This window comes from Streptomyces sp. P13-3-3 (assembly GCF_050571355.1).
Lineage (GTDB): Bacteria > Actinomycetota > Actinomycetes > Streptomycetales > Streptomycetaceae > Streptomyces > Streptomyces althioticus.
Window position 1 is genome coordinate 1,131,049 of record NZ_CP192228.1, and the last position, 23,073, is coordinate 1,154,121.

Annotated in this window: 23 protein-coding genes and 1 tRNA gene; 9 read left to right on the forward strand and 15 right to left on the reverse strand. The window is 73.6% G+C overall.

All coding sequences use genetic code 11. The features are described from left to right. Positions 1-160: 160 nt before the first annotated feature. Positions 161-1,072 (forward strand): chaplin, encoded by a 912-nt coding sequence (locus ACQZOG_RS05195; RefSeq protein WP_354794460.1) that lies wholly within the window; start codon positions 161-163, stop codon positions 1,070-1,072. Positions 1,073-1,175: 103 nt separating this feature from the next. Here the strand turns inward: ACQZOG_RS05195 and ACQZOG_RS05200 are convergent, their stop codons facing one another. Together ACQZOG_RS05200 and ACQZOG_RS05205 are read right to left on the reverse strand one after the other, a co-directional pair. Beyond that, positions 1,176-2,441: an NAD(P)-binding domain-containing protein gene (locus ACQZOG_RS05200; RefSeq protein ID WP_033274765.1), complete on the reverse strand. Its 1,266-nt coding sequence runs from the start codon at positions 2,439-2,441 to the stop codon at positions 1,176-1,178. Positions 2,442-2,443: 2 nt separating this feature from the next. Next, on the reverse strand, positions 2,444-3,700 hold the full coding sequence (locus tag ACQZOG_RS05205) for an ATP-grasp domain-containing protein (RefSeq protein WP_382001915.1): 1,257 nt from the start codon (positions 3,698-3,700) through the stop codon (positions 2,444-2,446). Positions 3,701-3,869: 169 nt separating this feature from the next. Here ACQZOG_RS05205 and ACQZOG_RS05210 point away from each other — a divergent pair, with 169 nt between their 5' ends. Next, positions 3,870-5,192, forward strand: coding sequence for a glycoside hydrolase family 26 protein (locus tag ACQZOG_RS05210; protein WP_193455267.1), 1,323 nt, complete (start codon positions 3,870-3,872; stop codon positions 5,190-5,192). Positions 5,193-5,224: 32 nt separating this feature from the next. Here the strand turns inward: ACQZOG_RS05210 and ACQZOG_RS05215 are convergent, their stop codons facing one another. Genes ACQZOG_RS05215 through ACQZOG_RS05250 form a run of 8 tightly spaced genes read right to left on the reverse strand, consistent with a single transcriptional unit; the run spans position 5,225 to position 14,693 of the window. After that, the gene (locus tag ACQZOG_RS05215) at positions 5,225-5,875 is read right to left on the reverse strand and encodes a hypothetical protein (RefSeq protein WP_037639609.1); all 651 of its coding nucleotides are present in this window, start codon (positions 5,873-5,875) and stop codon (positions 5,225-5,227) included. Further along, a complete protein-coding gene (locus tag ACQZOG_RS05220; protein ID WP_401455297.1) occupies positions 5,872-7,026 on the reverse strand; it encodes a glycosyltransferase in 1,155 nt (384 codons plus the stop codon). Before ACQZOG_RS05220 ends, ACQZOG_RS05215 begins: the two co-directional genes overlap by 4 nt. 1 nt (position 7,027) lies before the next feature. Then, entirely contained in the window at positions 7,028-7,795 is a 768-nt protein-coding gene (locus tag ACQZOG_RS05225) for a polysaccharide deacetylase family protein (RefSeq protein WP_430741321.1), read from the reverse strand. Next, on the reverse strand, positions 7,779-9,527 hold the full coding sequence (gene murJ, locus ACQZOG_RS05230; protein ID WP_430741322.1) for a murein biosynthesis integral membrane protein MurJ: 1,749 nt from the start codon (positions 9,525-9,527) through the stop codon (positions 7,779-7,781). Before murJ ends, ACQZOG_RS05225 begins: the two co-directional genes overlap by 17 nt. Beyond that, complete coding sequence (locus ACQZOG_RS05235; RefSeq protein ID WP_430741323.1) at positions 9,524-10,870, reverse strand: O-antigen ligase family protein; 1,347 nt, start codon at positions 10,868-10,870, stop codon at positions 9,524-9,526. The genes murJ and ACQZOG_RS05235 overlap by 4 nt, the downstream gene beginning before the upstream one ends. Positions 10,871-10,876: 6 nt before the next feature. Continuing rightward, positions 10,877-12,301, reverse strand: a complete 1,425-nt coding sequence (locus ACQZOG_RS05240) for an exopolysaccharide biosynthesis polyprenyl glycosylphosphotransferase (RefSeq protein ID WP_359596596.1) — start codon at positions 12,299-12,301, stop codon at positions 10,877-10,879. Further along, entirely contained in the window at positions 12,298-13,548 is a 1,251-nt protein-coding gene (locus ACQZOG_RS05245; protein WP_033274641.1) for a glycosyltransferase family 4 protein, read from the reverse strand. The genes ACQZOG_RS05240 and ACQZOG_RS05245 overlap by 4 nt, the downstream gene beginning before the upstream one ends. A 44-nt stretch (positions 13,549-13,592) precedes the next feature. After that, the gene (locus tag ACQZOG_RS05250; RefSeq protein WP_033274640.1) at positions 13,593-14,693 is read right to left on the reverse strand and encodes a hypothetical protein; all 1,101 of its coding nucleotides are present in this window, start codon (positions 14,691-14,693) and stop codon (positions 13,593-13,595) included. Positions 14,694-15,017: 324 nt separating this feature from the next. Here ACQZOG_RS05250 and ACQZOG_RS05255 point away from each other — a divergent pair, with 324 nt between their 5' ends. Then, positions 15,018-15,836 (forward strand): hypothetical protein, encoded by an 819-nt coding sequence (locus tag ACQZOG_RS05255; RefSeq protein ID WP_203550802.1) that lies wholly within the window; start codon positions 15,018-15,020, stop codon positions 15,834-15,836. A gap of 153 nt (positions 15,837-15,989) precedes the next feature. Further along, on the forward strand, positions 15,990-16,256 hold the full coding sequence (locus ACQZOG_RS05260; protein ID WP_037639595.1) for a hypothetical protein: 267 nt from the start codon (positions 15,990-15,992) through the stop codon (positions 16,254-16,256). A gap of 185 nt (positions 16,257-16,441) precedes the next feature. On the opposite strand, the gene ACQZOG_RS05265 is transcribed toward ACQZOG_RS05260, so the two are convergent. Continuing rightward, on the reverse strand, positions 16,442-16,681 hold the full coding sequence (locus ACQZOG_RS05265; protein WP_033274638.1) for a chaplin: 240 nt from the start codon (positions 16,679-16,681) through the stop codon (positions 16,442-16,444). Between the two features lie 316 nt (positions 16,682-16,997). Between ACQZOG_RS05265 and ACQZOG_RS05270 the strand changes: the two genes are divergently transcribed. From ACQZOG_RS05270 to ACQZOG_RS05285, 4 genes are all read left to right on the forward strand, one after another. Then, positions 16,998-17,270 carry a hypothetical protein gene (locus tag ACQZOG_RS05270; protein WP_033274637.1) on the forward strand — a complete coding sequence of 91 codons (273 nt, stop codon included), beginning with the start codon at positions 16,998-17,000 and terminating at the stop codon, positions 17,268-17,270. A 107-nt stretch (positions 17,271-17,377) separates the two neighbouring features. Then, on the forward strand, positions 17,378-17,641 hold the full coding sequence (locus ACQZOG_RS05275; RefSeq protein ID WP_193455262.1) for a hypothetical protein: 264 nt from the start codon (positions 17,378-17,380) through the stop codon (positions 17,639-17,641). 212 nt (positions 17,642-17,853) lie between these two features. Beyond that, a complete protein-coding gene (locus tag ACQZOG_RS05280) occupies positions 17,854-18,123 on the forward strand; it encodes a hypothetical protein (protein WP_033274635.1) in 270 nt (89 codons plus the stop codon). Between the two features lie 177 nt (positions 18,124-18,300). Next, positions 18,301-18,579 (forward strand): hypothetical protein, encoded by a 279-nt coding sequence (locus ACQZOG_RS05285; RefSeq protein ID WP_203550803.1) that lies wholly within the window; start codon positions 18,301-18,303, stop codon positions 18,577-18,579. Positions 18,580-18,667: 88 nt separating this feature from the next. On the opposite strand, the gene ACQZOG_RS05290 is transcribed toward ACQZOG_RS05285, so the two are convergent. The 4 genes from ACQZOG_RS05290 to ACQZOG_RS05305 all read right to left on the reverse strand — a co-directional run bounded on the left by ACQZOG_RS05290 (position 18,668) and on the right by ACQZOG_RS05305 (position 21,135). After that, on the reverse strand, positions 18,668-19,636 hold the full coding sequence (locus ACQZOG_RS05290) for an alpha/beta fold hydrolase (RefSeq protein WP_399607313.1): 969 nt from the start codon (positions 19,634-19,636) through the stop codon (positions 18,668-18,670). A 202-nt stretch (positions 19,637-19,838) separates the two neighbouring features. Beyond that, the gene (locus tag ACQZOG_RS05295; protein ID WP_033274632.1) at positions 19,839-20,606 is read right to left on the reverse strand and encodes a hypothetical protein; all 768 of its coding nucleotides are present in this window, start codon (positions 20,604-20,606) and stop codon (positions 19,839-19,841) included. 152 nt (positions 20,607-20,758) lie between these two features. Beyond that, positions 20,759-20,905 carry a hypothetical protein gene (locus ACQZOG_RS05300; protein WP_193455260.1) on the reverse strand — a complete coding sequence of 49 codons (147 nt, stop codon included), beginning with the start codon at positions 20,903-20,905 and terminating at the stop codon, positions 20,759-20,761. Positions 20,906-21,062: 157 nt separating this feature from the next. Beyond that, positions 21,063-21,135: transfer RNA gene (locus ACQZOG_RS05305), tRNA-Arg, on the reverse strand. Positions 21,136-21,459: 324 nt separating this feature from the next. On the opposite strand from ACQZOG_RS05305, the gene ACQZOG_RS05310 reads away from it, so the two are divergent. After that, entirely contained in the window at positions 21,460-23,070 is a 1,611-nt protein-coding gene (locus ACQZOG_RS05310) for a dynamin family protein (RefSeq protein WP_430741324.1), read from the forward strand. Positions 23,071-23,073: the final 3 nt, after the last annotated feature.

Genomic DNA, 23,073 nt, shown 5'->3' on the forward strand with positions numbered 1-23,073 from the left:
AGCACGCGGCCGACCGGGTGAACCTGCGCAACCGATCCCGCGCAGCAGGGTTGGAGAGGGAGACAGGCCACAGGGCAGCCGGAGCCGTGACGCGCGGCCTCGGCCGCCTCTCTCCATGCCGGGGCCGGCCTCCCAATCTTCAAGCAGGAAGACAACCACATTGCGACAGACCCTGAGCAGGGGAGTGTTCGCGGCGGCCGCTGCCGCCACGGGCATTCTGTCCCTGTACGGAACCCCCGCCCTCGCCGACTCGTTCGCGGGGGGCGGTGCCGAGGATTCTCCCGGTGTGCTGTCCGGGAACAACGTGCAGGCGCCGGTCCACGTGCCGGTGAACGCGTGCGGCAACACCGCCACCGGCGTGGGCGCCTTCAACAGCGCGTCCGACAACACGTGCGTCAACGAGTCCGGCGGCCACGGTGAGAAGGCCGGCGGCGCCACCGCGGTCGGCGGCGCCGAGGACTCGCCCGGCGTGCTCTCCGGGAACAACGTGCAGGCGCCCGTCCACGTCCCCGTGAACGCGTGCGGCAACGACGTCACCGTCGGCGGCGGCTTCAACAGCGCCTCCGACAACACCTGCGCCAACGTCTCCGGGGGCTCGCACGGCGAGAAGAAGTCCTCGGACCGCTCGGCCCACTCCCACCACGAGGCCTCCTCGGGCGCCTCGCACTCCGAGAGCGGCGGGGCCCACGCGGTCGGCGCCGCCAAGGGCTCGCCCGGCCTGCTGTCCGGCAACCTCATCCAGGCGCCGGTCCACGTGCCGGTGAACGCCTGCGGCAACAGCGTCAACCTCGTGGGGCTGTTCAACGAGGCGAGCGACAACACCTGCGTCAACGAGTCCGGCCACGAGGAGAAGGAGCCGGAGAAGACGCCCGAGAAGGACAAGCCCGAGCCGCCCACGGTCAAGACGCCGCCGACCCCGGTCGAGCCGCCCGCCGTCCACACCCCGGACGGTCCGCCGCACCTCGCCGAGACCGGCACCGACGGCCTGATGGCCGCCTCCGCCGCCGGCGCCGTGCTGCTCACCGGCGGGGCCATGCTGTACCGCCGCGGCCGCGTCGGCGCCCGCCGCTGACGGTCCCGCGGACACCGGGCCCACCTCACCCGGAGCCCGCGCCCCCGGCACGAAGCGTCCCCCGGACCACCCGGTCCGGGGGACGCTTCGTCGTGGGCCGCCGTCAGCCGCGCACCGGAGCCGGCGTGCCGCCGCGGCCCGCGCCCGCCGGCACCGGCACGCTCCCGCGCACCGGGGCCGCGCGCAGCCGCCTGCGCACCCCCTGCACCAGCGTCGACGCCGTGAACGTCGCGCCGTGCACGAACCGCATCGCCGGACCGAACCCGGACGCCGTCACCAGACCCGCCAGGAACAGCCCGGGGTAGGACGACTCGAAGCCCCGGTCCAGCACGGGCGAACCGTCGGGCAGCGCCGTCATCGCACCGCGCAGCTCCGTCGACAGCAGCCCCAGCCGGTCACGGTGCGCCTTGAACCCGGTGGCGGCGATGACGTGCTCCGTCTCCATCGTGCGCCGCGCGCCCGACAGGTCGGCCAGCTCCAGCCGCAGTCCGCCCGGCACCGCGGCCGCCGCCGTCACCTCGTGCCCCGGCAGCAGGTCCACCCCGCGCTCCACCCGCTCCCGCACCCACCAGGCGCCCGCGGGCCCCAGCGCCGTCGCCGCGATCCGCGTCCGGTTCGCCTCCGGCAGCCGCCGGAAAAGCCCCGGCCGCTCCGAGTAGAACCAGTTCCGCCAGCCCGGACCCAGACCGCTGTGCGGCGAGCGCAGCGACTGCCACCACGGGCGCTCCCACGGCGGCGGCACGTCGTTCCAGCGCAGCCGCTCCGCCCGCGCCAGCACCCGCACCCGCGTGCCCTGCTCGGCGAGCAGCGCCGCCGTCTCCAGCGCCGCCTGCCCCCCGCCGATCACGGTGACGTCCTTGCCCTGGAAGGGGCCCAGGTCGCTGTGGTGGCTGCTGTGCGTGACCAGCGTCGGGTGCAGCCCGCGCAGCGCCGACGGCACCTCGATGAACGGCATCACGCCGACCGCGAGCGCCACCGTCCGCGCGTGCAGCACCTCCCCGTCCTCGGCGACCGCGCTGAAGCCCTCGGGACCCGACGACACCCGCGCGATCATCCGCTCGTCCACCTCGGGCACGGCGTTGCGCGCGAACCACAGCCCGTACGAGGCGAAGTCCTCCACCGGGATCGGGTGCGCGTGACGGGCGGTCAGGCCCCGCTCGGTGCAGTACGCGTCGAGCCGCCAGCGTCCCGCCGGGTCGGACAGGTTGGACGCCCACGGCTCCGACTTCAGGAACATCCCGGCCGGCATGTGGTCCCGCCAGGACGCCATCGGCCGGCCGAAGACACGCAGGTTCAGTCCGGCGGCCGCCGCGTGCGACGCGATCGACAGACCGTACGGACCCGCGCCCACCACCAGAAGGTCGTACATCATCAGCTGCTCGCTTTCTCGTTGTCGGTCGTCAGGGAGGGCGTGACCGCCCGGGGCGCCGGGCGCTGCGCCGGCACCTCGGCCGCGGCGCCCAGCCGCCGGCGCAGCCGGCCGGACACATGACGGGCCCACAGGGCCCACATCGCGAGGCCCGGAACGCGGTCGTCGCCCGCCCACCAGGCCAGTTCGCGCCCGCCGGGCGCGGGACGCAGCGCGGCCAGGGGCGCGTAGTTCTCCACCACGAACGCCCTGCCGGTCACCGGATCCCCGTCCGGCAGCGGACGCCCCGTCAGGTCCGCGTGCAGCGCCCGTACGACGTCCAGGCCGGCGCTGTCGGTGAACAGCCGGAACTGGGCGCCGGGGCGCGGGTTGAAGTCGAGGAGGTGGTAGCGGCCGGTGGCGCCGCAGCGGCGGAAGTCCAGGTCGAGGATCCCGCGGTAGCCCAGCTCGCCGGTGACGCGCTCGGCCAGCGCGGTCACCTCCGAGTTGGGCGTCCAGCGGCCCACCGCGGTCAGTCCCGCGCCGCGCGGCCAGGACAGGTGCTTGCGGCCCGGCCCGCCCGCCCGCACGGTGCCCGTGCGGTCGGCGTAACCGTGGAAGAACCAGTCCCGGTCGGCGCCGGGCGGCAGAAACGCCTGGAGCAGCAGCGGACTGCCCGCCTCCGCGGTGCGCGCGTGCAGCTCACGCGCCTCCCGGGCGGTGTTCAGCACCTGGGTGCTGCGCAGCCCGGAGCCCGCCGGGAGCAGCCAGGGGCGGCTCCACTTGGCGACCACCGGCAGCCCGAGCCGCAGCGCGTCCTCGGCGGCCCGCGCCGGGGTGTCCGGGACCTCCGTGCGCGGGTGCGGCAGGCCCGCCGAGGCGCACACGGCGGCCAGTTCGGCCTTGTCCGCGACGCGTTCGGGCAGCGCGGACGGCATCACCGGCAGCAGGTAGGAGCCGGTGAGCTCCTCGCGCAGCCGGGCCGTCGCGATCGCGGTGGCGTCGTCCATCGGCACCAGCACCGCCGGACGCCCCACCTGGGCGGCGACCCGGCGCAGCACGGCGAGGACCTCGTCCGCGGACGCGTCCGGGGACGGCGGGGCGTGCAGCCGGCGCACAAAGCGCGAACGGGCCACGGGACTTCCCGCGCAGTCGGCGACGACATGCACGTCCACCCCCGCCCGGCCGAGCGACCGGACGGCGCCCAGGGTGCCGTGGTGAAAGGGATTCCGGTCGATCCGCAGCACGACCGCGGGAACCCGGGTGTCAAGCAGGGACACGCATTCTCACTTTCTTCTGGCGGCCTCTCACCCACACGGGCGAGAACGGCACTCGAAAGCCGCAGTGACAGTGGCACTGTCGTATTTCGTATGGCTGACTTCATATGACTGTTCGTCAACAGCGAGGCATCAGGCAGCAGGCGGACGCGAGCGAGAAGAGGAGCAGCCAATGGCCCCACAGCACAGGCGGGTCCGGGCCCGCGCCCTGGCCGTGGGCGCGGCGGCGGTCGCCGTGTCGGCCGCCCTGGCGGCGGGCCCCGTGGCCGGCGCGGCGCCCATGGACGACGCGAGGGCCGCGCTGCCGGGCCCCACCGAGCGCCCCACACCCGCCGCGGGAGCCCAGCCCGCGCCGGGCGCCGAACCCGCCGCGTCGGCCTTCCCCACACCCGACATCGACATCCCCGCCGTGTCCGTGCCCGAGCTTCCGTCCGTCCCGGAGCCGCGGCCGCCGTCCGTGCCCACCCCGGTGAAGGGCGTGCCGCCGTTCGGCGCCTTCCTGGCCTCCGACGCGCGCGGCGTGGAGCGGATGGAGCAGCTCAGCCGCTGGCTCGGCGGCGCCGAACTGCGCGTCGGCCACACCTACCTGCCCGGCAACCACTGGAAGGACATCGAGGGCGACGTCGGCTTCCTCGAGGCGTGGGCGCGCTGGCGCAACGCCGACGACAAACGGATGCTCGTCCTCAACGTCCCGCTCCAGGAGCGCAACGAGGCGGGCGTGCCCGACGGGGAGGTCCGCGAGCTGCTGCGGCGCGGCGCGGCCGGCGAGTTCGACCGCCACTTCCGCACCCTCGCCGAGCGGCTCGTCGAGCTGAAGATCCCCGACACCGTCCTGGTCCTCGGCTGGGAGATGAACGGCATCACCTACACCCACCGCTGCGGACCCGACCCGGAGAACTGGAAGAAGTACTGGAACCGCATCGTCACCACGATGCGATCCGTCCCCGGCCAGCAATTCCGGTTCGAGTTCACGCCCAACCGGGGCCGCGACGCCGTGCCGTGGACCGAGTGCTATCCCGGCGACGACACCGTCGACATCATCGGAATGGACTCCTACGACCAGCCGCGCGGAATGTCCTTCGACGAACAGGTGAAGGAACCGTACGGACTTCAGGCGCACGTCGATTTCGCCAAGGCGCACGGAAAGCCCATCGCCTATCCGGAGTGGGGGCTTTTCCGCAACGGCGACAACCCCGAGTACATGCGCCGCATGCTCGCCTGGATGCAGCAGCACCGGCCGCTCTACCACACGCTGACCGACTACTGCCCGCACGGCGTCTGGCAGTGCGACGACAACCCGGACGCCTCCCGCGTCTTCCGCAACGCCCTCTGGGGCCGCACCCCCGAGGACCCGCAGACACCGACGCCCACCGAGCCGCCCGCGGGACCGGAGCTGCCGGACCACTGCGCGCCGCTGGACCTCGGACGCTGGGTGGAGCACTGGCTCGGCGGCAAGCTGTGCCTGCGCCTCGACTGGTGGTCGCGTTCCGGGTGACGCCGGGGCCGACCCGGCCCGGCCCACCGCCGTCACCGCGGCACGTCGGCGGCGGAGGCCGGACCGGGCACGGAGGCGCTGGGCGCCGGCTCCCCGTCGCGGCCGCCGCGGCGGGGCCGGGCCAGCAGCGCCAGACCGCCCAGCAGCCCGCCCGCGCTCGCACCGACCAGGGCGGTCACCGCGGGCGACGCGCCCGCGGGCGCGGACGGCTTCACCGCGCGGGAGAACTGCACCAGCCGCACCCGGGTGCTGTCCTTGGTGTCCTCCGCGTGCCGGGTCAGCGCCCGCGCCACCGCGTTCGCCATGTCGACCGCCGTACCGGGACGCTCGGAGACGGCCGTGACGGACACCATCGGCGCGTCCGGCGAGGTCGCCGTGCGCACGCTGTCCCGCAGGGTGCGCACCGGCACGCCGGCCCACACCTGCGCGTCCCCGAGCACCGCGAGCTGGGTGGCCACCCGCCCGTACGCCTGCGCGAAACCGCGCGCGGACTCCGGGCCCGCCTGGTCGGTGGGGACGGCGACGACGTAACTCGTCGCCGTGTACTCGGCCGGGGTGAGCAGGCCGTACGCGCCGCCGGACAGACCGCCGAGCAGCGTGCCCGCCACCAGCGCGGACCAGGCGGGCAGTCTTCTGACACGGTCCAGGGACGGAAGACGCAGACGGGTCGGGGTGTCGGTCATGAGGACGGTGCTTCCTTGACGTGGAGGGACGGGGACGGGCCGGCCACGGCGGCCGCGTACACGTCCATGAGGCGGGCCGAGCTGCGGGTGATGCTGTAGTGGCGGGCGGCCTCGGCGGCGGTGCGCGGCGCCGGGCCCGCCGCGCGGACCTCGGCGATCGCGCGGGCGTACTCCTCCGGGCCGCCGCGCACCCGCCGCGCGCCGGCCGAGGCGTCCGGCGGCAGGTCCTCGATCGCCGGGCACGACCCGTGCAGCACGGGCAGCCCGGCGGCCAGGGCCTCCACCGCCGCCAGACCGAACGCCTCCTCCGTGGACGGGGAGGCGAACACGTCCATCGCCGAGGTGAGCGAGGGCAGGTCGGGGCCGGGGGAGCCGTCGGGTACGGCCGGCCGCTCCCCGGTGAGCAGCACCCGCCCGGACACCCCGGCCTCGTGGGCGGTGCGGCGCAGCAGGTGCTCCTCGGGGCCGCCGCCCACCAGCAGCAGCCAGCAGTCCTCCGGGAGCCGCGCCAGCGCCCGCACCAGCACCTCGAACCGCTTGCCGGGGGCGAGCCGGCCCACCCCGCCGACGACGAACGCGCCCTCGGGCAGCCCGAGCCGCCTGCGGGTGCGCTCCCGCCGCTCCGGGTCGAAGCGGAAGCGGTCCAGTTCGATGCCGTTCGGCACGACCTCGATCCGGGGCGCGGGCACCCCCCACCGCTTCAGCCGGTCCGCCACCGTCGGGGAGACGGCGACCGTCGCCGAGCCGAGCCGTTCGCTCGCCAGGTACAGCGCCCGCACGCCCTGCGTGAGCGCGCGGCCCTCCATCTGGGAGTCGCCCAGCGAGTGCTCGGTCGCCACGACCGCCCGCACCCCCGCCACGCGCGCGGCGAGGCGGCCGTACACGCAGGCCCGGTAGAGGTGGGTGTGGACCAGGTCGTAGCCGCCGGAGCGGATCACCCGGACCAGGCGCGGCAGCACGCCCACGTCACGGTTGCCCGCCATGCCCAGGTGCAGGACCCGCACCCCGTCGGCGCGCAGGCCCTCGGCGACCGGGCCCGGGTTGGTGAGCGTCACCACGTCGCAGTCGACGGGCAGATGACGCAGCAGCAGCCGCAGCTGCTGTTCGGCACCGCCCACGCCGAGCCCGGTGATGATGTGCAGCGCCCTCATCTCACACGCCCTCCACCGGACGGCGGCGCCAGCGGTGCAGCCGCAGCTTCAGGTGCAGCCGCCACGCCGTGTCGTTCTGCCCGACGTGCGCCCGCGGCAGGGCGTACGGGCCGGTCAGCGGGCCCGGGTCGATGGCGCAGGCGTACCGGTAACCGGCCTTCCGCACGGCCTCCACGGCCCGCGCGTCGACCGTCCCGTACGGGTAGCAGAAGCCGTCCGCCTCGGCGCCGGTGAGCGCGGCGATCCGGGCGCGGCTCTCCGTCACCTCGGCGGCGAGCACCGTGTCGTCGGCGCGGGTCAGGTCGACGTGCGTCAGCCCGTGCGAGCCGATCTCCACGCCCTCCCCGGCGGCGCGCCGGATGCCCTCCGCGTCCAGCAGCGGCTTGCGCGGCCCCAGCGGGTCCCAGGCGTTGTCGCCGCCGAGCCGCCCCGGCAGCACGAACAGCGTCGCGTTGCACCGGAACCGCCGCAGCAGCGGCAGGGCGCCGGTGAGGAAGTCGGTGTAACCGTCGTCGAAGGTCAGGCCGACCAGGTCCCCGCCCTCACCGCGGGCGCGCGCGTCCAGCAGCTCCGCCACGGACACGCCCCGCAGCCCGCGCCGGCGCAGCCAGGTCAGCTGGTGCTCCAGCCGGTCGGGCGTGACGGTGACGCGGTACGGGTCGTCGGAGCAGTCGCCCACCGAGTGGTACATCGCCACCCAGGGGACGGGCGCCGGGCGGCGCCCCGCCGGGTGCCGGTCGATGAGCGGGGATTCAACGGGTGCGGCCATGTGTGAGCCTTCGTGTGACGGTACGGACGCAGCGCCGCACGGTGGCGGCGCCCACGCCCAGGGCGGACAGGGCGATCGGGACGAAGACGGCGGTGACGGCGAGGCAGCCGGCCGCGAGCGCCGTCACGGGCGCGTCGAAGCGGCCGGCGGCGAACACCCCGGCGGCGACGGCCAGGACGGAGGCGAGGACGGGCCGGCCCAGGTCGGCGAGGACCCGGCGGACGCCGACGGTGACCCCGGCCGGGGTGCCCGGCGCGTCGTCGGAGGGGGCGGCGCGCAGGCCGGTCAGCAGCAGGACGGCGGTGACGGTGATGCCGGCGGCGTTGGCCGCGGCGATCCCCGCGACCCCCCAGCGGCCCACGGCGAGCGCGCCGGTCAGGGACGTGGCGACGATGCCCACGCCCATCACGCCCAGCGGGTACCAGCGGGCGCGGCCCGCCGAGAAGTAGCAGCGGACCAGCGCGCCCACCAGGGTCTGGCCGAGCAGCCCGAGCGCGTACACCCGCATCACGTCCGCCGTCGCGGCGGTGTCGGACGCGGTGAACGCGCCACGCTGGAAGAGCAGTCCGATCATCTGCGGGGCGCAGGCGACCACCGCGCACATCCCCAGCAGCACCACGCAGGAGGCCAGCAGCAGGTCCCGCTGCACCCGGGCCCGTGCCCGCGCGGTGTCCCCGTCGGCGAGCGCCCGCGCCACCACCGGGAAGGTCACCGTGCACACCATCAGCGACAGCGTCATCGGGATCTGCGCGACCTTCTGCGCGTAGTTGAGGTGCGAGATCGCTCCCGCGGGCAGCGACGACGCCAGGAACCGCTCGACCAGCACCTGCGACTGCCGGCACAGCGCGAACAGCAGCACGGCGGCGATCAGCGCCAGTCGCACCGGCCGCTCCTGGTCCGCCGGACCGTCGACGACGGCGGCCGGCGCGGGCGCACGGGAGGTGAGCTGCCGCCACAGCGACGGCAGTTGCACCGCCACCATCAGACAGCCGCCCACCGCGACCCCGGCCGCCGCCGCCCGCACCCCCCACTCGCCGCCGAAGGCGAACATCGTCGCGATGATCCCGGTGTTGTACGCGACGTAGATCGCGGCCGGTGCGAGGAAGCGGCGGTGCGCCCGCAGCGCGGCGCTGCAGTACCCGGCGAGCCCGAAAGCCAGCAGGCTGAGCGCGGTGAGCCGGGTGCAGTCCACGGCGAGCCGCGGGTCCGGCAGCCCTGGCGCCAGCACGGCCACCAGGTACGGCGCCCCGGCCGCGGCCAGCGCGGCCACCGCGGCGAACGCCAGGCACAGCCGGGGCAGCGTGGCCCGCACCAGCTCGCGTACCGGGTCGCCGGGGACGCCCCGCGCGCGCCGGGCGAGCGCCATGCTGAACGCCGGGATCAGCGCGATCGCCAGCCCGTCCTCGATCAGGAGGGTCGCCGCCATCTCCGGCACGGTCCACGCCACGAGGAACGCGTCGGTGTCACTTCCGGCGCCGAACAGCCGCGCCAGCGACTGGTCCCGGACCAGCCCGAGCAGCGACCCGGCGATGGACAGCGCGGCGGTGACCAGCGCGGCACGGGCGAGGAATCGCCGGGAGGGGTTCGGCTCGCCCTGGCCCTGCGCACCGGGGGAGGGGAGGTCGCCCCGAGGGCGGGGCGCGTCGGCCGTGCGGGCCTTCGCCCGTGACGGGACGCTCTCCGCGCGCGGGCCGGGCGCGGTGCCCGTGGCCTGGGAGGGGGAGGACGTCATCGGGCCACCGCCTCTTCCACCCGGCCGGGAAGCGTGTCCCGGCGGGTCGTGTCCGCGGCGGCCCGTTCCGTCAGCCCCCACCACGCCGTCAGGCCGAGGGCGACGCCGGTCAGGACGGTCGACGGACCGCCGATGTCGCCGTACACGTAGTCGACGAGCTGCCACAGCAGTAGGCCGCAGGCGATCAGCGCGCAGTCGAGGCCGGCCCCGTCCCGCCGGGCCCGTCCGAGCGCGCGCACCGCGCACACCAGCAGCGCCAGCCAGCTCCCCACGAGCGTGCAGAAGCCGAGCAGCCCCTGCTCGCTGAGCACCAGCAGGTACATGCTGTGCGGGGAGAGCAGCGCCTGCTTGTGGTAGGTCTCGCCGGCGCCCTCGATGTCGCTGCCGGAGGACAGCGCGAGCGTGGCGTGCCCGTCGCGGTACTCGGGGAAGTTCTTCAGACCCACCCCGGTCAGCGGCTGTTCGCGCCACATCCCGACGGCGGACGCCCACAGCGTGTACCGGTCGACCACGGACTGGTCGGGCGCGTCGGCGACCTGTGTGATGCTGTCGATCCGCTCCTGCAGCATCGCCGTACCCACCCCGAAGCCGCCCACGAGGATCACTCCCGCCGCCACCACGGCCGCCCCCGCCTTCAGTGCCCGCCGCAGTCCCGCCAGCGTGAGCTGCACCGCGCAGGTCAGGACGGTCGCGATCCAGGCGCCCCGGCTGAAGGACACCGCCAGCGGCACCAGCAGCACCACCGCGCACCCGGCCGCCGCCGCCCGCTGCCACGACGGGGTGCGGCCCAGCGCGAGACCGGTCGCGCAGACCACGCCGAGCGCGACCGCCGTGGCCATGCCCATCACGTCCTGCGCCCCGAAGGTGCCCACCGCGCGGACCGTCTCGCCCTGGTAGGAGGCGCCGGTCCCGGTGACGTACTGGTGCACGCCGACGGCCCCCTGCCACAGCGCGAGACCCACGAACGACCAGGCCAGCACACGGAAGTCGGCCCGCCCGCGCAGCAGCACCAGCACGGCCGCCGGGACCAGTACGAACACCTGCAGATAGCGGGCCATCCCGCCGAGCCCCGCCGCCGGCGAGGCCGCCCCCATGGCGGCGACCGCGAGCCCCGCCACGGGCAGCCCCAGCAGCACCGCCGCGCGCGGCGACAGCGGACGCCGCCGCTCCCGCAGCAGCACGATCACGCAGTACCCCACCACCAGCGCGGACACCGCGTCGGCGGGCTGCGCGCCGTCACCCGCCGCCGGCAGGCCCAGCAGCGCGACCACCGCCACCAGGGGCAGCACCGGCGCGAACCGGGCCGCCCGGCGGGGCAGAGGCAGCGGGGGGACGTGGCTCACCTGACGTCAGCTCCCCGTCGGACGGACCAGCGTGGCCGCCGTGCGCAGCAGGATGCAGACGTCCTGCCACAGCGACCAGTCGTCGATGTAGGCGTTGTCGAAACGGGCGCGGTCCTCGATCGAGGTGTCCCCGCGCAGCCCGTGGATCTGCGCGAGCCCGGTGATGCCGGTCCGCATCCGGTGCCGGGCCGCGTAGCCCGGGTACGTCTCGCTGAACTGGGCGACGAAGAAGGGCCGTTCGGGACGAGGGCCGACCAGGCTCATGTCGCCGCGCAGCACGTTCCACAGCTGGAGCAGCTCGTCCAGCGAGGTGCGGCGCAGCATCCGGCAGAAGCGGCGCATCTCGTGCTCGTTGGCCACGCTCCACCGGGTCGCCGACTCGTGCTCGTCCACCGGCCGGTGCGTGCGGAACTTCAGCAGCGTGAACGGCCTGCCGTCCCGCCCGATGCGCTCCTGACGGAACACCACCCCGGGCCCGTCGGCGAGCCGCAGCGTCACCGCGCACACCAGCAGCAGCGGGCTGACCACCAGCAGCAGCGCCCCCGACACCAGGATGTCGAGCAGCCGCTTGCCCGCGCCGCCGGCCCGCACCGGTGCGAGGTCCAGCCGCCGGCAGGCGAACCCGGCCACCCGCTCCCGCGCCGGGTACGGCGCCACGTCGGCGTCGACCTCCCACACCACGCACCCCGACGCGGCCAACGACCTCAGGAGCGCCGCCTGTTCGGTCCGCACCGACGGTCCGACGGCGAGCACCGCCCGCACCCCGTTCTGGATGACCGCCCGCTCGACCTCCTGGTCGGTCCGCAGCACGGGAACGCCCCCCTCCGCCCCGTCCCCCTGCGTGGCGACGACCCCCACCGGCCGCACCCCGCCCCGCGGATGGCGCAGCACGGCGGCGGCCACGCGCTGCGCGGTCGCCGCCGGACCGACGACGAGGGCCGCCCGCGGGTGGCGCAGCAGCGCGGCGCGCCGCCGCCCGTGCACCAGCGCGCGCAGCCCGCCGGCCGCCGTCACCTGCACGGCGAACCCGGTCAGCACGGCGGCCACGGACAGCACGTCCCGCGGATGCAGCGCCGCCCACAGCGCGGCGGCGGCCAGCCAGGCCACCGCCACCAGCCCGCACACGGCGGGCAGTTCCTCCAGCACCGCGGGCACCGGCGCCCGCCCGCCGCGCGGACGCAGCAGCAGCGACGCCCCGGCCAGCAGGGCGAGGAACGACGAGGAGTGCCCGGCGGCCGCCCACCAGGCGAGCAGGGCCGCCGCACCGTCGGCGAGGAGCAGCGGGACGGGGGAGGCGGGACGGTCGGGCGGCCGGGCGGCGGGCAGCCGGGAAGCGGTGCCGGAGCCGCGCGGGGGCATGACGGACACGGGGGAGGATCCGTGCTCCCGCGGTGCGACACCGGGGGAGGTCACGGTACGTTCGGCGGTCACGAGTGGATGGACTCCCTGTGCTCTGAGTGCTCGACGCGCTGTGTCGTCCGGTCGGCCTCGGCGCCGCCGGCGGCCGGCCGGAGCGCGTGCGCCCCGGAACCGGCCGGCCGGGTGCCGAGCAGATCGCGGTAGACGCCGGCGACCGCCCTCGCGGTGTGCCGCACGTCGTGGAGGGACAGCACATGGCGGCGGGCCCGGTCGCCGAGGGAGGCGCGCAGCGGCGGGTCGAGCAGCAGCGCGGTCACGGTCCGGGCCAGCGCCCGCGGGTCCTCCGGCGGCACCAGGCACGGGCCGGCCAGCGACGGCGGCAGGCTCTCGCGGGCCCCGTCGACGTCCGTGACCACCACGGGCCGCTCACAGGCCATCGCCTCCAGCGGGGCCAGCGCCATCCCCTCCCAGCGGGACGGCAGCACGACGAGATCGGCGGCCTGGTACCAGGGCGCCGCGTCCGCCACGGCCCCCGCGAACACCACGGAGCGCGGCGCGCCGGCCCGCAGCCGTCCCTCGTCGGGACCGTCGCCGACCAGCACGAGCCGCGCCCCGGGCACCCGTTGCCGTACGGCGTCCCAGGCGCGCAGCAGGACGTCCTGCCCCTTCTGCCGGCACAGCCGCCCCACGCACACGACGAGCGGCGCGTCCGCGTCCATGCCGTGCCGGGCGGCCAGTCGCGCCCTGACCCGGCCCGTGTCGTCGGCGGGCCGGAAGCGCTCGGGGTCGATGCCGTTGGGCACGACGGTCCACCGGCCGCGGATCCCGGCGTCCACCCCGGTGTCCCGCTCCGCCTCGCTCACGCAGATCACCCGGGAGGCCCAGCGCGCCGCCCACCGCTCCCAGCGCAGGGCGAGCGCGGCCGTGCTCCCGCCGACCGCCTCGAAGGACCAGGCGTGCGGCTGGAACACGGTCGGGATGCGGCCGCGCACGGCGAGCCGCCCGGCCAGCCCCGCCTTCGCGCTGTGCGCGTGCACCAGGTCGGGCCGCAGATGCCCGAGGGTGTCGGCGAGTTGCCGTACCTCCCGCACCAGCGAGGGTCCCGGCGAGCGGGTCGCCTCCCAGGTGCGGACGTGCGCGCCGAGGGAGCGCAGCCCGGCGGCGAGTGGGCTGTCCGGGCAGACGGCGGCGACGTCCATGCCGTCCGCCAGCTGCGCCCGCACGAGGTCGGTCACGACCCGGGCGACGCCTCCGTCCACGGGCTGGGTGAGGTGCACGACCCGCGGCCGGCGGCCGGGCGGTGTCAGATCCGTGGACACGGCTTCCTCGCTGACGCAGGTGGTCGGAAGGTGGGGCGGCGGGGTCACGGCCGGGCGTCGACGGCGGCGAAGAGCACGCCGGCCCAGGCGGCGTCCCGCTGGGCGGTGAGGCGGAAGGACGCCTGGTCGCCGGCGCGCGTGAGGAGACCGCCGAGGTCGAACACGTCGGAGTCGTAGCCGAGGGTGTTGGCGTACGCGGGCACGCGCGAGGAGGGCGCGCTCGCCGGGTTGGAGATGGTGGAGTTCAGCACGTCGTCGGCCGGGTTGGCGCCGTTGCCGAGCGCGGTGGCGGTGTCGCCCGCGGCCAGGACGAGGGAGTCGCCGGTGGTGCCGCGGTCGCCGTTGTAGGCCACCATGCCCACCCGGCCCCCGGCGGCGGCCGGGTACGGCAGGTTCCGCAGCGCGAAGGTCGCGCCGGAGTCGCCGCTCAGCGGGGCGAAGCCGTCCCACACGGACAGGTGCCGCAGCGGCTCGGCGGCGTTCTCGTACGCCACCACCAGCGTCCAGCCGCCCCAGGCGCCGGCCGTCGAGCGTCCGCCGGCCACGTTGATCTGTGCGACCGTGTAGAGCCCCGACCCGCTGTCCCGCACCAGCCGCGTCACGTCGGCGGAGGCCTGGAAGGCGTCCGTGCCGCCCGCCACGCGGTGCCCGACGACGGTGTCGGCGAGCAGCTCCTTGTAGTTGCCGCCGGGTTCGGCGATCAGCACGCGCTCGTTGTCCTCGGCCGGCTTCTGCTCGCCCACGAGCAGGTTGCCGCCCCAGTACAGCCGCGCGTAGGTCACCCGCGACCCCTTGGGCAGCCGCACCTCTCCCTGCGAGGAGTTGTACGTGTTGGGGTCGTCGTCGACGTCGATGTAATGCATGTCGAAGTCGCCGTTCACCCCCGGCCGCGTGCCGTTCTGCACCGAGCGGCAGGAGGACGCCGAGGCCCGGCAGGTGGCGGAGGAGTTGGCCGCGCGCACGATGTTGCCGTGCTGAAGGGCCCGGTAGCGCTCGCCGAAGGGAAGTACCTCCGCCTCCGGGGCCGGCGCGGAGGGCGCGGCGGTCGCGGCGACGGCGGTGGGGCCGCAGGGCGCCCAGAGCGCGGTCAGGGCGAGGACGCCCACCGTGGCACGGCGAAGCAGCTGACCCAGGGTTTGGCGCATGACCGTTCGGAGCCTTTCGCAAAAGGATGGCGGCGGCAGGGCAGCGGGGACGAGTGCGATGCGGCCGCCCGAGGAAGGTGCGTCGGAGCACCGCAACTCTAGTCACGAAACGGACAAACACGGTGAAATTCGCCTAAGGGTGGCAAGTGTGTTGGAATCGTGAAGCCGGGTTTGCCGCGCCCGTGCCCCCGCACCCCGGCTCACCTGCCGGAACGCGCAGCAGGGTGACGGCGGCCCGGACCGAAAGGCGTACGCCCGGTTGCGGGGCGTCGCGGGCGCTTCGACGGTGGGTCCAAGATCCGAAGCCCCGCGAAAGGACTCTCCATGCGCGCTCTGCCGGCCCGGCGCATCGCACTCGGCGCCCTGTGCGCCGCCCTCCTGGTCACCACCACAGGCCCGGCCGCCCTCGCGGCCGGCTCCCACCCCGGACAGGACCCGGCGGCATCGCTCGTCGCACGGCTGCCGCAGACCGGAACGACCCGGACCGACCTGACCCCGGTCACCGACCTGGTCCACGCGGTCCTGACCGCTCCCGCCGCCCAACTCCCCCTGGCGGAGGTCCAGCGGCTCGCGGAGGCGGCACGGGAGGCGGTCACCGGGGCGGCGGCCGACGACCCGTCGTCCGCCGACACCTCCGTGGCTCCCGCCGCGCCGGCCCTCCCCGGCGCCACGACCCCGGCCACGGGCGTCCTGCTGCCCACGGCCGAGGAGGCCGACGGCACCACGGCGGAGGACCTGAGCGAGGTACGGGAGGCCCTGGACGCACTCCTGGACCTGCTGCTGCCGCAGTCGGACACGGCCGACGCGGGCAGCGCGTCGACCGGGACCGCCGAGTCCACCGGTACGGCGACGACGGAGACGGGCGACGCGAGCGCTGCCACGAGCACCACGGACACCACGGAGTCGGCGGACGGCGTCACGGCCGACGAGTCGGTCGACGCGGCGCTGACGTCGGCCGACGCGCTGCTGGCGCGGGTGGACGAGCTCCTCGCCGCGCTGGCCGGCACCGACGAGCCGACCGTCACGACACTGCCCGCTCCCGCGGCCCCGGCGGCCTCCACGGGGACGGCGACCCCCGCCGAACCCGCCGCGGCACCGGGCCTGCTGCCCGCGCTCACCTCACTCCTGACACCGAATTCCTGACATACGACCGGAGCGTCGGACACTCCATCAGTTCATAGAATTCGTATGAGGACTCGGCAATCTTCGATTTCCCGGTTTCCGCTCCGGCCGGGAATCGTTGTGCACGGCGACAGAACCACTCCGGCGACTCGCGTTGCCGAAGAAAGGAACACGATGAAGTCCCTGAAGGCTGCCGCCGTCCTTGCCGGGTCCCTGATCGCCGCCGGTGTCGCCGCGCCCGCGTACGCCGACTCCACCGACCTGGCGTCCACCGGCCTCGACACGGGCCTGCGCACCGCGGTTCCCTTCGAGCTGATGCCGCTGCAGGACTCGAAGACGCTCGAGACCGACCAGGAATCGGTGATGGGCACGGCGAAGGAGGCGGCCGGCCTCGTGGACGAGATCAAGCCGGTCCGCGGCGACGTGGGACTGCGCGCCTGACGCCACGCAGGAGAAAGCGGCCCCCGGTGCTGAGCACCGGGGGCCGCTTTCTTTCCCGCGCATCCGTGGCCGACGTTCCGCACGCGTACGCCGGAACGGGAACGCGCAGGAGCCCCGGGGCTCGCGGCCTCCGGGGCTCCTGGGTGCTACGGCGGGCGTCCGTGGAATCGTGGACCGCCGCGACGTTACTTGTTGACGCAGTAGTTGCCGAAGGCGGGGTTCAGGGCGCCGATCACGTTCACGGTGTTCCCGCAGACGTTCACGGGGATGTGGATCGGAGCCTGAATCACGTTGCCCGACACGACACCGGGCGAGTGGACCGCCGCACCCTCGGCGCCCGAGTGGGCCGAGGCCAGACCGGCACTGCCCAGAACAACGGCACCGGTGCCGAGAGCGATTGCGCCGACCTTCGCGATGTGAGACATCACGTTCTCCTTACTGACTGGTTAAGCGCGGCAGCACGACTAGCGCCGCACGTCCCGCTCAACGCGGGACGGCGACCTGGGTCACGGGGAATGTCCAGAGATCACTCTTTGATGAGTGTTTGTTCCTGATAGCGAGTCGGACGCACCGAGCCGTTCGCCCGTCTGATGTCATCGAGCACCTCTCTGACCTGCATGTTTGCGGAAAAAGTGCGCATCTGGGCGTTTCGGCTATCAAAAGTCGCAAACGTCGCTTACGTTAACAGCGTTCGGTGACCAGTCCGCTACGGACTGTGTCCGCTCGAGAAACGGAGAGGTAATGCGCAAGTTCCAGAAGGCCGCGGTCGTCGTGGCCATGCTCGGCACCGTCGGGTTCGCCGGTTCCGGCGTCAGCTACGCCGGTGAGGGCCCGGAGTTCGAGTTCAACAACGAGCAGACGACGGCCTGCCCCCAGGACAACTCGCAGCTGGGTCTGGTCGCTGTCGACGACGTCAACGCCGGCGTCGGCGCCCTCCTCGGCCTCGGCATCGCGAAGAACAACGAGACCAACTCGATCGCGTGTGCCTCCAGCGTGGCTCTGGGCGGTCGCTGACCACCGTCGGGTGGCTGAGGGCAGGTCCCGAGTCCCGCTCCGTCATGGATCGAGACCCGGGCCTGCCCGGCCCGGCCGTTGTTTCGGGACCGTCGAAGAAAAGGTACATGGTGAAGTCGAAGAAGATCGCGACGGCGGTGACGGGTGTTCTGGGCGGCCTCGCTCTGCTCGCATTCGGCGCGGTGCAGGCCGTGGGTGCTGAGAACCCGGGGAAGTGCGCGGAGGACGAGAACGGAAAAGTTCGTTGCGTCCAGGTGGATGAATACCGCGTCACGGAGACGGAGAGCGGCGTCCGTGTCGACAACAGGACGGCACAGACCTGCTCCGGCACGGGTGAGCTCACCTGCGCCAGCAACCTCGTCGTGGGCTGAACGCCCGACCGGAACGCCGTGCCGGTGAAGCCGCGGTCGGTTCACGGATTCGGCGGTCGGATTTTCTGAGCGGGCGACAGTGCCATAAAGCGAGTTTTTCTTTACAAGACGCCATTCGGTGTTTCGCTATCAATTTCCGCAAGGGTCGTTCTAGTTTGGCGGCCGTCACTGGCCGGTCCATCCGGGCCGCGCCATCGAAGAATGGAGAGGTAATGCGCAAGTTCCAGAAGGCTGCGGTCGTTGTGGCCATGCTCGGCAGCGTCGGCTTCCTCGGTGCGGGCGTCAGCTACGCCGGCGACCACCCGGACGTGGAGCTGAACAACAAGCAGGCGACCGCTTGCCCCCAGGACAACTCGGCCAAGGGCCTCATCGTGATCGATGACATCAACCTGGCCGTCGGCATCCTGGGTCTGGGCGTCGCCGAGAACAGCGAGACGAACTCCATCGAGTGCGCCAGCAGCTTCGCCGTCGGCGGCGAGTGATCACTGCAAGGTGATCCGGGCAGGCTCCGGGGTCCTGTCGCCCACCGGGCGACACGGACTCCGGAGCCTGCCCGATTCGTTGCTTGGACCGGATATTCAAGGTCGAGCCAGGAATTCGAGTTGTCGACAAGCGGTGTCGCCGTCGGTCGGGGCGGCGCCGAGTTGAGGAACAGGCAGATGTTCAGTTCGAAGAAGATGTCAGTGGTGGCCGCGGCTCTCGGAGGGGTCGTCCTCCTCGGCCTCGGAGGCGGCCAGGCCGTCGCCGCCGAAAGCCCGGCCACATGCTCCGACGACGGCCAGGGCACCGTCCTGTGCAGGGACACCGGTGAGCGCGAGTTCACCAGCAAGACCTACGGGAAGGTCCGGATGGTCAACGACGTGCGGCAGAGCTGCTCCGGTGAGCGCGCCGACGTCTCCTGCGGGACCAGCCTCACCGTCGACGGGCAGAAGCTCTGACGTTCGTCGCCAGGTGCCAGGAAGGGCCGGGACCCTACGGGGGGTCCCGGCCCTTCCTGGTGCGTTGAGCGCTCGGAGCGTCCGGCGGTCACATCTGCGCGAGACTGTGCTCGGGGCAGGGCGCCTCGACGTCGGTGCAGTACGGCAGTCCCTCGACGGAACGGTCCGTGCAGAAGCGGGCGATCAGGTCCGCCGACTCCTCCCTGCGCTCCACCGTGACCAAGTGGTCTGCCTCCTTCACGGTGGTGAAGAGCGCCCCCGGCATCGTCGCCGCGAACTCCCGCCCCATGTCCGGGGTGCACAGGGTGTCGTACTCCCCGGTGAACACCAGCGTCGGCACCCGCGGTACCGGCAGCGGCTCGTAGCACCCGTGCGTCACCAGCCGGATGTTGTGCTCCACGGCCTTCCTGATCTCGTCCTGCGTCTGGTTCACGAACTGCCGCTGGAGCAGCCGCGCCACAGCCGCGTGCCGGCGGACCTTCCCGGCCTCGGGGTTCGACATGAACAGCCGCACCAGCCCTTCCGCGGCCCCCTCGATGTCACCCCGCTCCAGCGTCTGCGTCAGCCGCGGCACGGCCTCGCTGTAGAGCTCGGGCAGCCGGTTCGCCGCGGCACCGAAAACGATGCGCCGGACCGACTCCGGATTGCGCTGCGCGAACCGTAGCCCCACGACCTCCCCGAAGCAGCCGCCGAAGAGATTCACCGAGGGCACGCCGATCTCCGTCAGCATGTGCTGCACGGCGTCCCCGAGGAAGTCGATGTCGTAGGAGGCCGGCAGGAAGTCCGAATCGCCGTAGCCGGGAAGGTCCACCGTGATCAGCGTGCACAGCGGCGCCAGCCACCTTTCGTGACTCTGCCAGGAGTACCGGTCCTGCGACGAGCCGCCCAGCAGCAGCAACGGCTCCGTCTGCGGCGCGCCCTGCCGGACGATCCGGCAGGTGTACCGGAACCCCCCGAACACCAGCTCGCGCTCCTCCGCCTGCTCGGGCACTGAGGGGGCGGGCCGGGAACTCTCCGCACGGGGTGGGGCCTGGGCGGCGATGACGGCAGTGCGCATGAGCGGCTCCGGGGAAGGCGGCGCGGGACGGTGGTGAACCGCTCCATCCTTACCAGTGAACTCACCATTCAGGCGTAACCACCCAATTGTGGGCGATCCTGGCTAAAAGGTCAGCTGGGTGCGCGTGTTCGCCCGCCGGAGCAGGGTGACGGGTGCCCGCGTGGGGGAGCGCATCCGCGCGCGAGCGCCCCCCCGGCGGCGCCTAACGGACGACCACGTAGTCCCCGGCCGACGCCTTCGCGCCGGAGGTGGTGTTGCCGTAGTACACCCAGCGCCAGGTGCCGGACCTGGTGGCCTTCACCGTGGTCCTGAGCACGCCGGTCTTGTTGGACTTCACCTTCCTGACCGTGGTGTAGGCCTTGGCGCCCGCCGCCTTGAACTGGAGGCTCACGGTGCGGCCCGCGTATGCCTGGTACGTGTGCGTGTCCCAGTTGGCCCGGGTGACCTTCCCGGTCACGGTGAGCGTCCTGCCCTTGCGGACCGGTTCCGGCGAGGCGTTGACGGTGACACGGGTGGCCCGCTTGACCTGGAGCGGGACCTTCACGTCGTCGATGTCGTGCTTGTCGCCGGCGAGCCAGACGCGCCCGGCGGTCTTCCACGCGCCGGCGTCCTCGTTGCCGAAGTCGTAGTGGCGCGGGTCGATGTACAGCCACTCCTCGTAGTCGCAGATCCCCTTGGCCCGGTTCACCACCTTGCAGTCGGAGTTCTCGATCGTGTTCCACAGCTGGTCGCCGGACTCCAGGCTGCCGCGGTAGGGGAACACGACCACCCCCGGGTCGTGCTTGAGCTTGGTCGTCATCCGGTAGGTCGCGTGCACCACGACCTCCTCCTTGACCCCGATCACGATCGGCTTCCCGCCGTTCACCTTGACGTTGCTGAAGGAGACCCCTCCCTCGGCCGCGCCCGCCGGCACCGCGGAGACCGCCGTGAACGCGATCGCGGCCCCGCCGGCCACCAACGCGCTCCCCATGGCCCTTCTCGTCCTCAAGTGCCCCTCCCTTTCCCCTGTGGGCCGCTGATGTTCAGCGGCTGACCAGGGGACACGTGAGCGCGGTGGGAGGTTGCGGGCGCTGCGGCAACGATTCGATCACCGGGCACGCTTTCGACAGGGCCGCAGGCGGACTACTCGCTCAGGCCCACGAGGCACCAGCCGCGCCGGGCCGCCTCGGTCAGGACGTGTCCCCACTGCGTCAGCAGGTCCACGAACGCGTCGACGTCAGGGACCCATCCGTCGGGGGCGGCGGCATTCTCGGCGAACGGCTCCCGCATCCGGTCGAGGTGCGGGTGTGCGCGGTCGGTGTTTCTGGCGGCTCAGCTCGACCAGTGACCGCGCCCTCCGGCCGCCCGTCGGGGCCGTGGCCGTCGCCACCACGAAACGCCCTGGAGGGGAGATCCCCTCTGGGGCGTTCTGGCTGGTGGCGGGTTGCGCCCCCGGCAGGACTCGAACCTGCGGCCAAGCGCTTAGAAGGCGCCTGCTCTATCCACTGAGCTACGGGGGCCGGGTGTGGTGGCCTGTCGTCGGGGTGCCCTGGTGGGGGCCTGTCCGTGACGTTTGCCGGAGACAAGGATAGGGCTCCCGCATCCTTGTCCCTGTCGCCTCGCCTCCGTGGCTCGATGTGGAGGTTCGGTGAAGCGGTCCTGATAATCGCAGGCAGGTACGAATCGTGCACTCGTTTTGGCCTCTGGCGCATCGGGTGTTGTGCACTCGTTATGCCTCGGCTGTGCACGCGTCGCAGACGCCCCTTCCATCCGCTTGTGTCCTGTCGGCGCGCAGACGTGCTCATATGCTTCAGAATTACCCTGAAATTGGGCATTCTTCGCATGTGGTGACCTTGGACGTACGGCCTCAGCTGCTCGACGCACTCTCCGCCCTGCGCGACCGTGTCGCCGCCGCACGCTTCCCGCTGCCCCTCGCCGGGGCCGCCCGCGCGCGTGCCAACCGCGACGAACTGCTCGCCCAGCTGGACGACTACCTGGTGCCGCGGCTGAGAGACCCCGGCGCGCCGCTGCTGGCCGTCGTCGGGGGATCCACCGGAGCGGGGAAGTCCACGCTGGTGAACTCGCTCGTAGGCCGGCGCGTCAGCGAGGCGGGGGTGCTGCGGCCGACGACACGGACGCCGGTGCTCGTCTGCCATTCGGAGGACCACCACTGGTTCAGCGGCATGCGCGTACTGCCCGACCTCACCCGCGTCTGGGTGCCCCACCACCAGGATCCCGCCGACGACCTCCTGCTGCCCGGCGAGGACCCCGCGCGCGTCCTGCGCGTCGAGACCGCCGACACCCTGCCGCCCGGCCTCGCCCTCCTCGACGCGCCCGACATCGACTCCCTGGTCTCCGACAACCGGGTCCTCGCCGCCGAGCTGATCAACGCCGCCGACATCTGGATCATGGTCACCACCGCCGCCCGCTACGCCGACGCCGTCCCCTGGCACATGCTGCGCACCGCCAAGGAGTACGACGTCAGCCTGGTCACGGTGCTCGACCGGGTGCCGCACCAGGTGGTCTCCGAGGTGTCACGCCAGTACGGCGCCCTCCTCACCAAGGCCGGGCTCGGCGACGTGCCCCGGTTCACCGTGCCCGAGCTGCCCGAGTCCGCCTGGGGCGGCGGGCTGCTGCCCGGCACCGCCGTCGCCGCGCTGCGCACCTGGCTCGTCCACCAGACGCTCGACCCGGCCGCCCGCCAGCACGTCATGGCCCGCACCGCGTACGGCATCCTCGACTCGCTCAACTCCCGGCTCCCCGAGCTGGCCGGCGCCGCCGCCGCCCAGTACGCCGCCGCGCTGCGCCTCACCTCCGCCGTGGAGACCGCGTACGACAGCGAGCACTCGCGGGTGCGGGGGCGGCTGCAGGCCGGGGCCGTGCTCGCCGGGGACGCCCTCAAGCGGTGGCGCGCCTTCCCCCTCGACTGCACCCCCGGCGAGCTGCTCGACACGCTCGTGGAGAGCCTCAGCGCGCTCCTGCTGTGCGCCGTCGCCGCCGCCGACGAACGCGTCGACGAGACCTGGCGGCGCGAGCCCGCCGCCGAGGCGCCCGAGCTCACCGCCCGCGACAGCGCCTCCGAGAGCGTCGAGCACCGCATCGGCCTCGCCGTACGGCGCTGGCGGCGCGAGCTGGAGGAACTCGCCGAGGAGGAGGTGCGCGAACTGGAACGCGGCGTCGCGCCCGAGCCCGAGACGGTCACCGCCCTCGTCGCCACGGTCCTGCTCGGCGGCCGCCGCGCCCGGACCGCCGGGGAGACCCTCGCCGAGCGGATCGGCGCCCACGGCGCGCTGCGCCTGCGCGACCGCGGCGGACGGCTCCTCGTCGCCCACGTGGACCGGATCATGCACGCCGAACGCGAACGCCGGCTCGCCCCGATCGACACGCTCGAGGTGCACGCGGAACCCCAGCCGGAACTCATCGCCGCGTTGTCCGTACTGCAGAAGGAGAGGTGACCG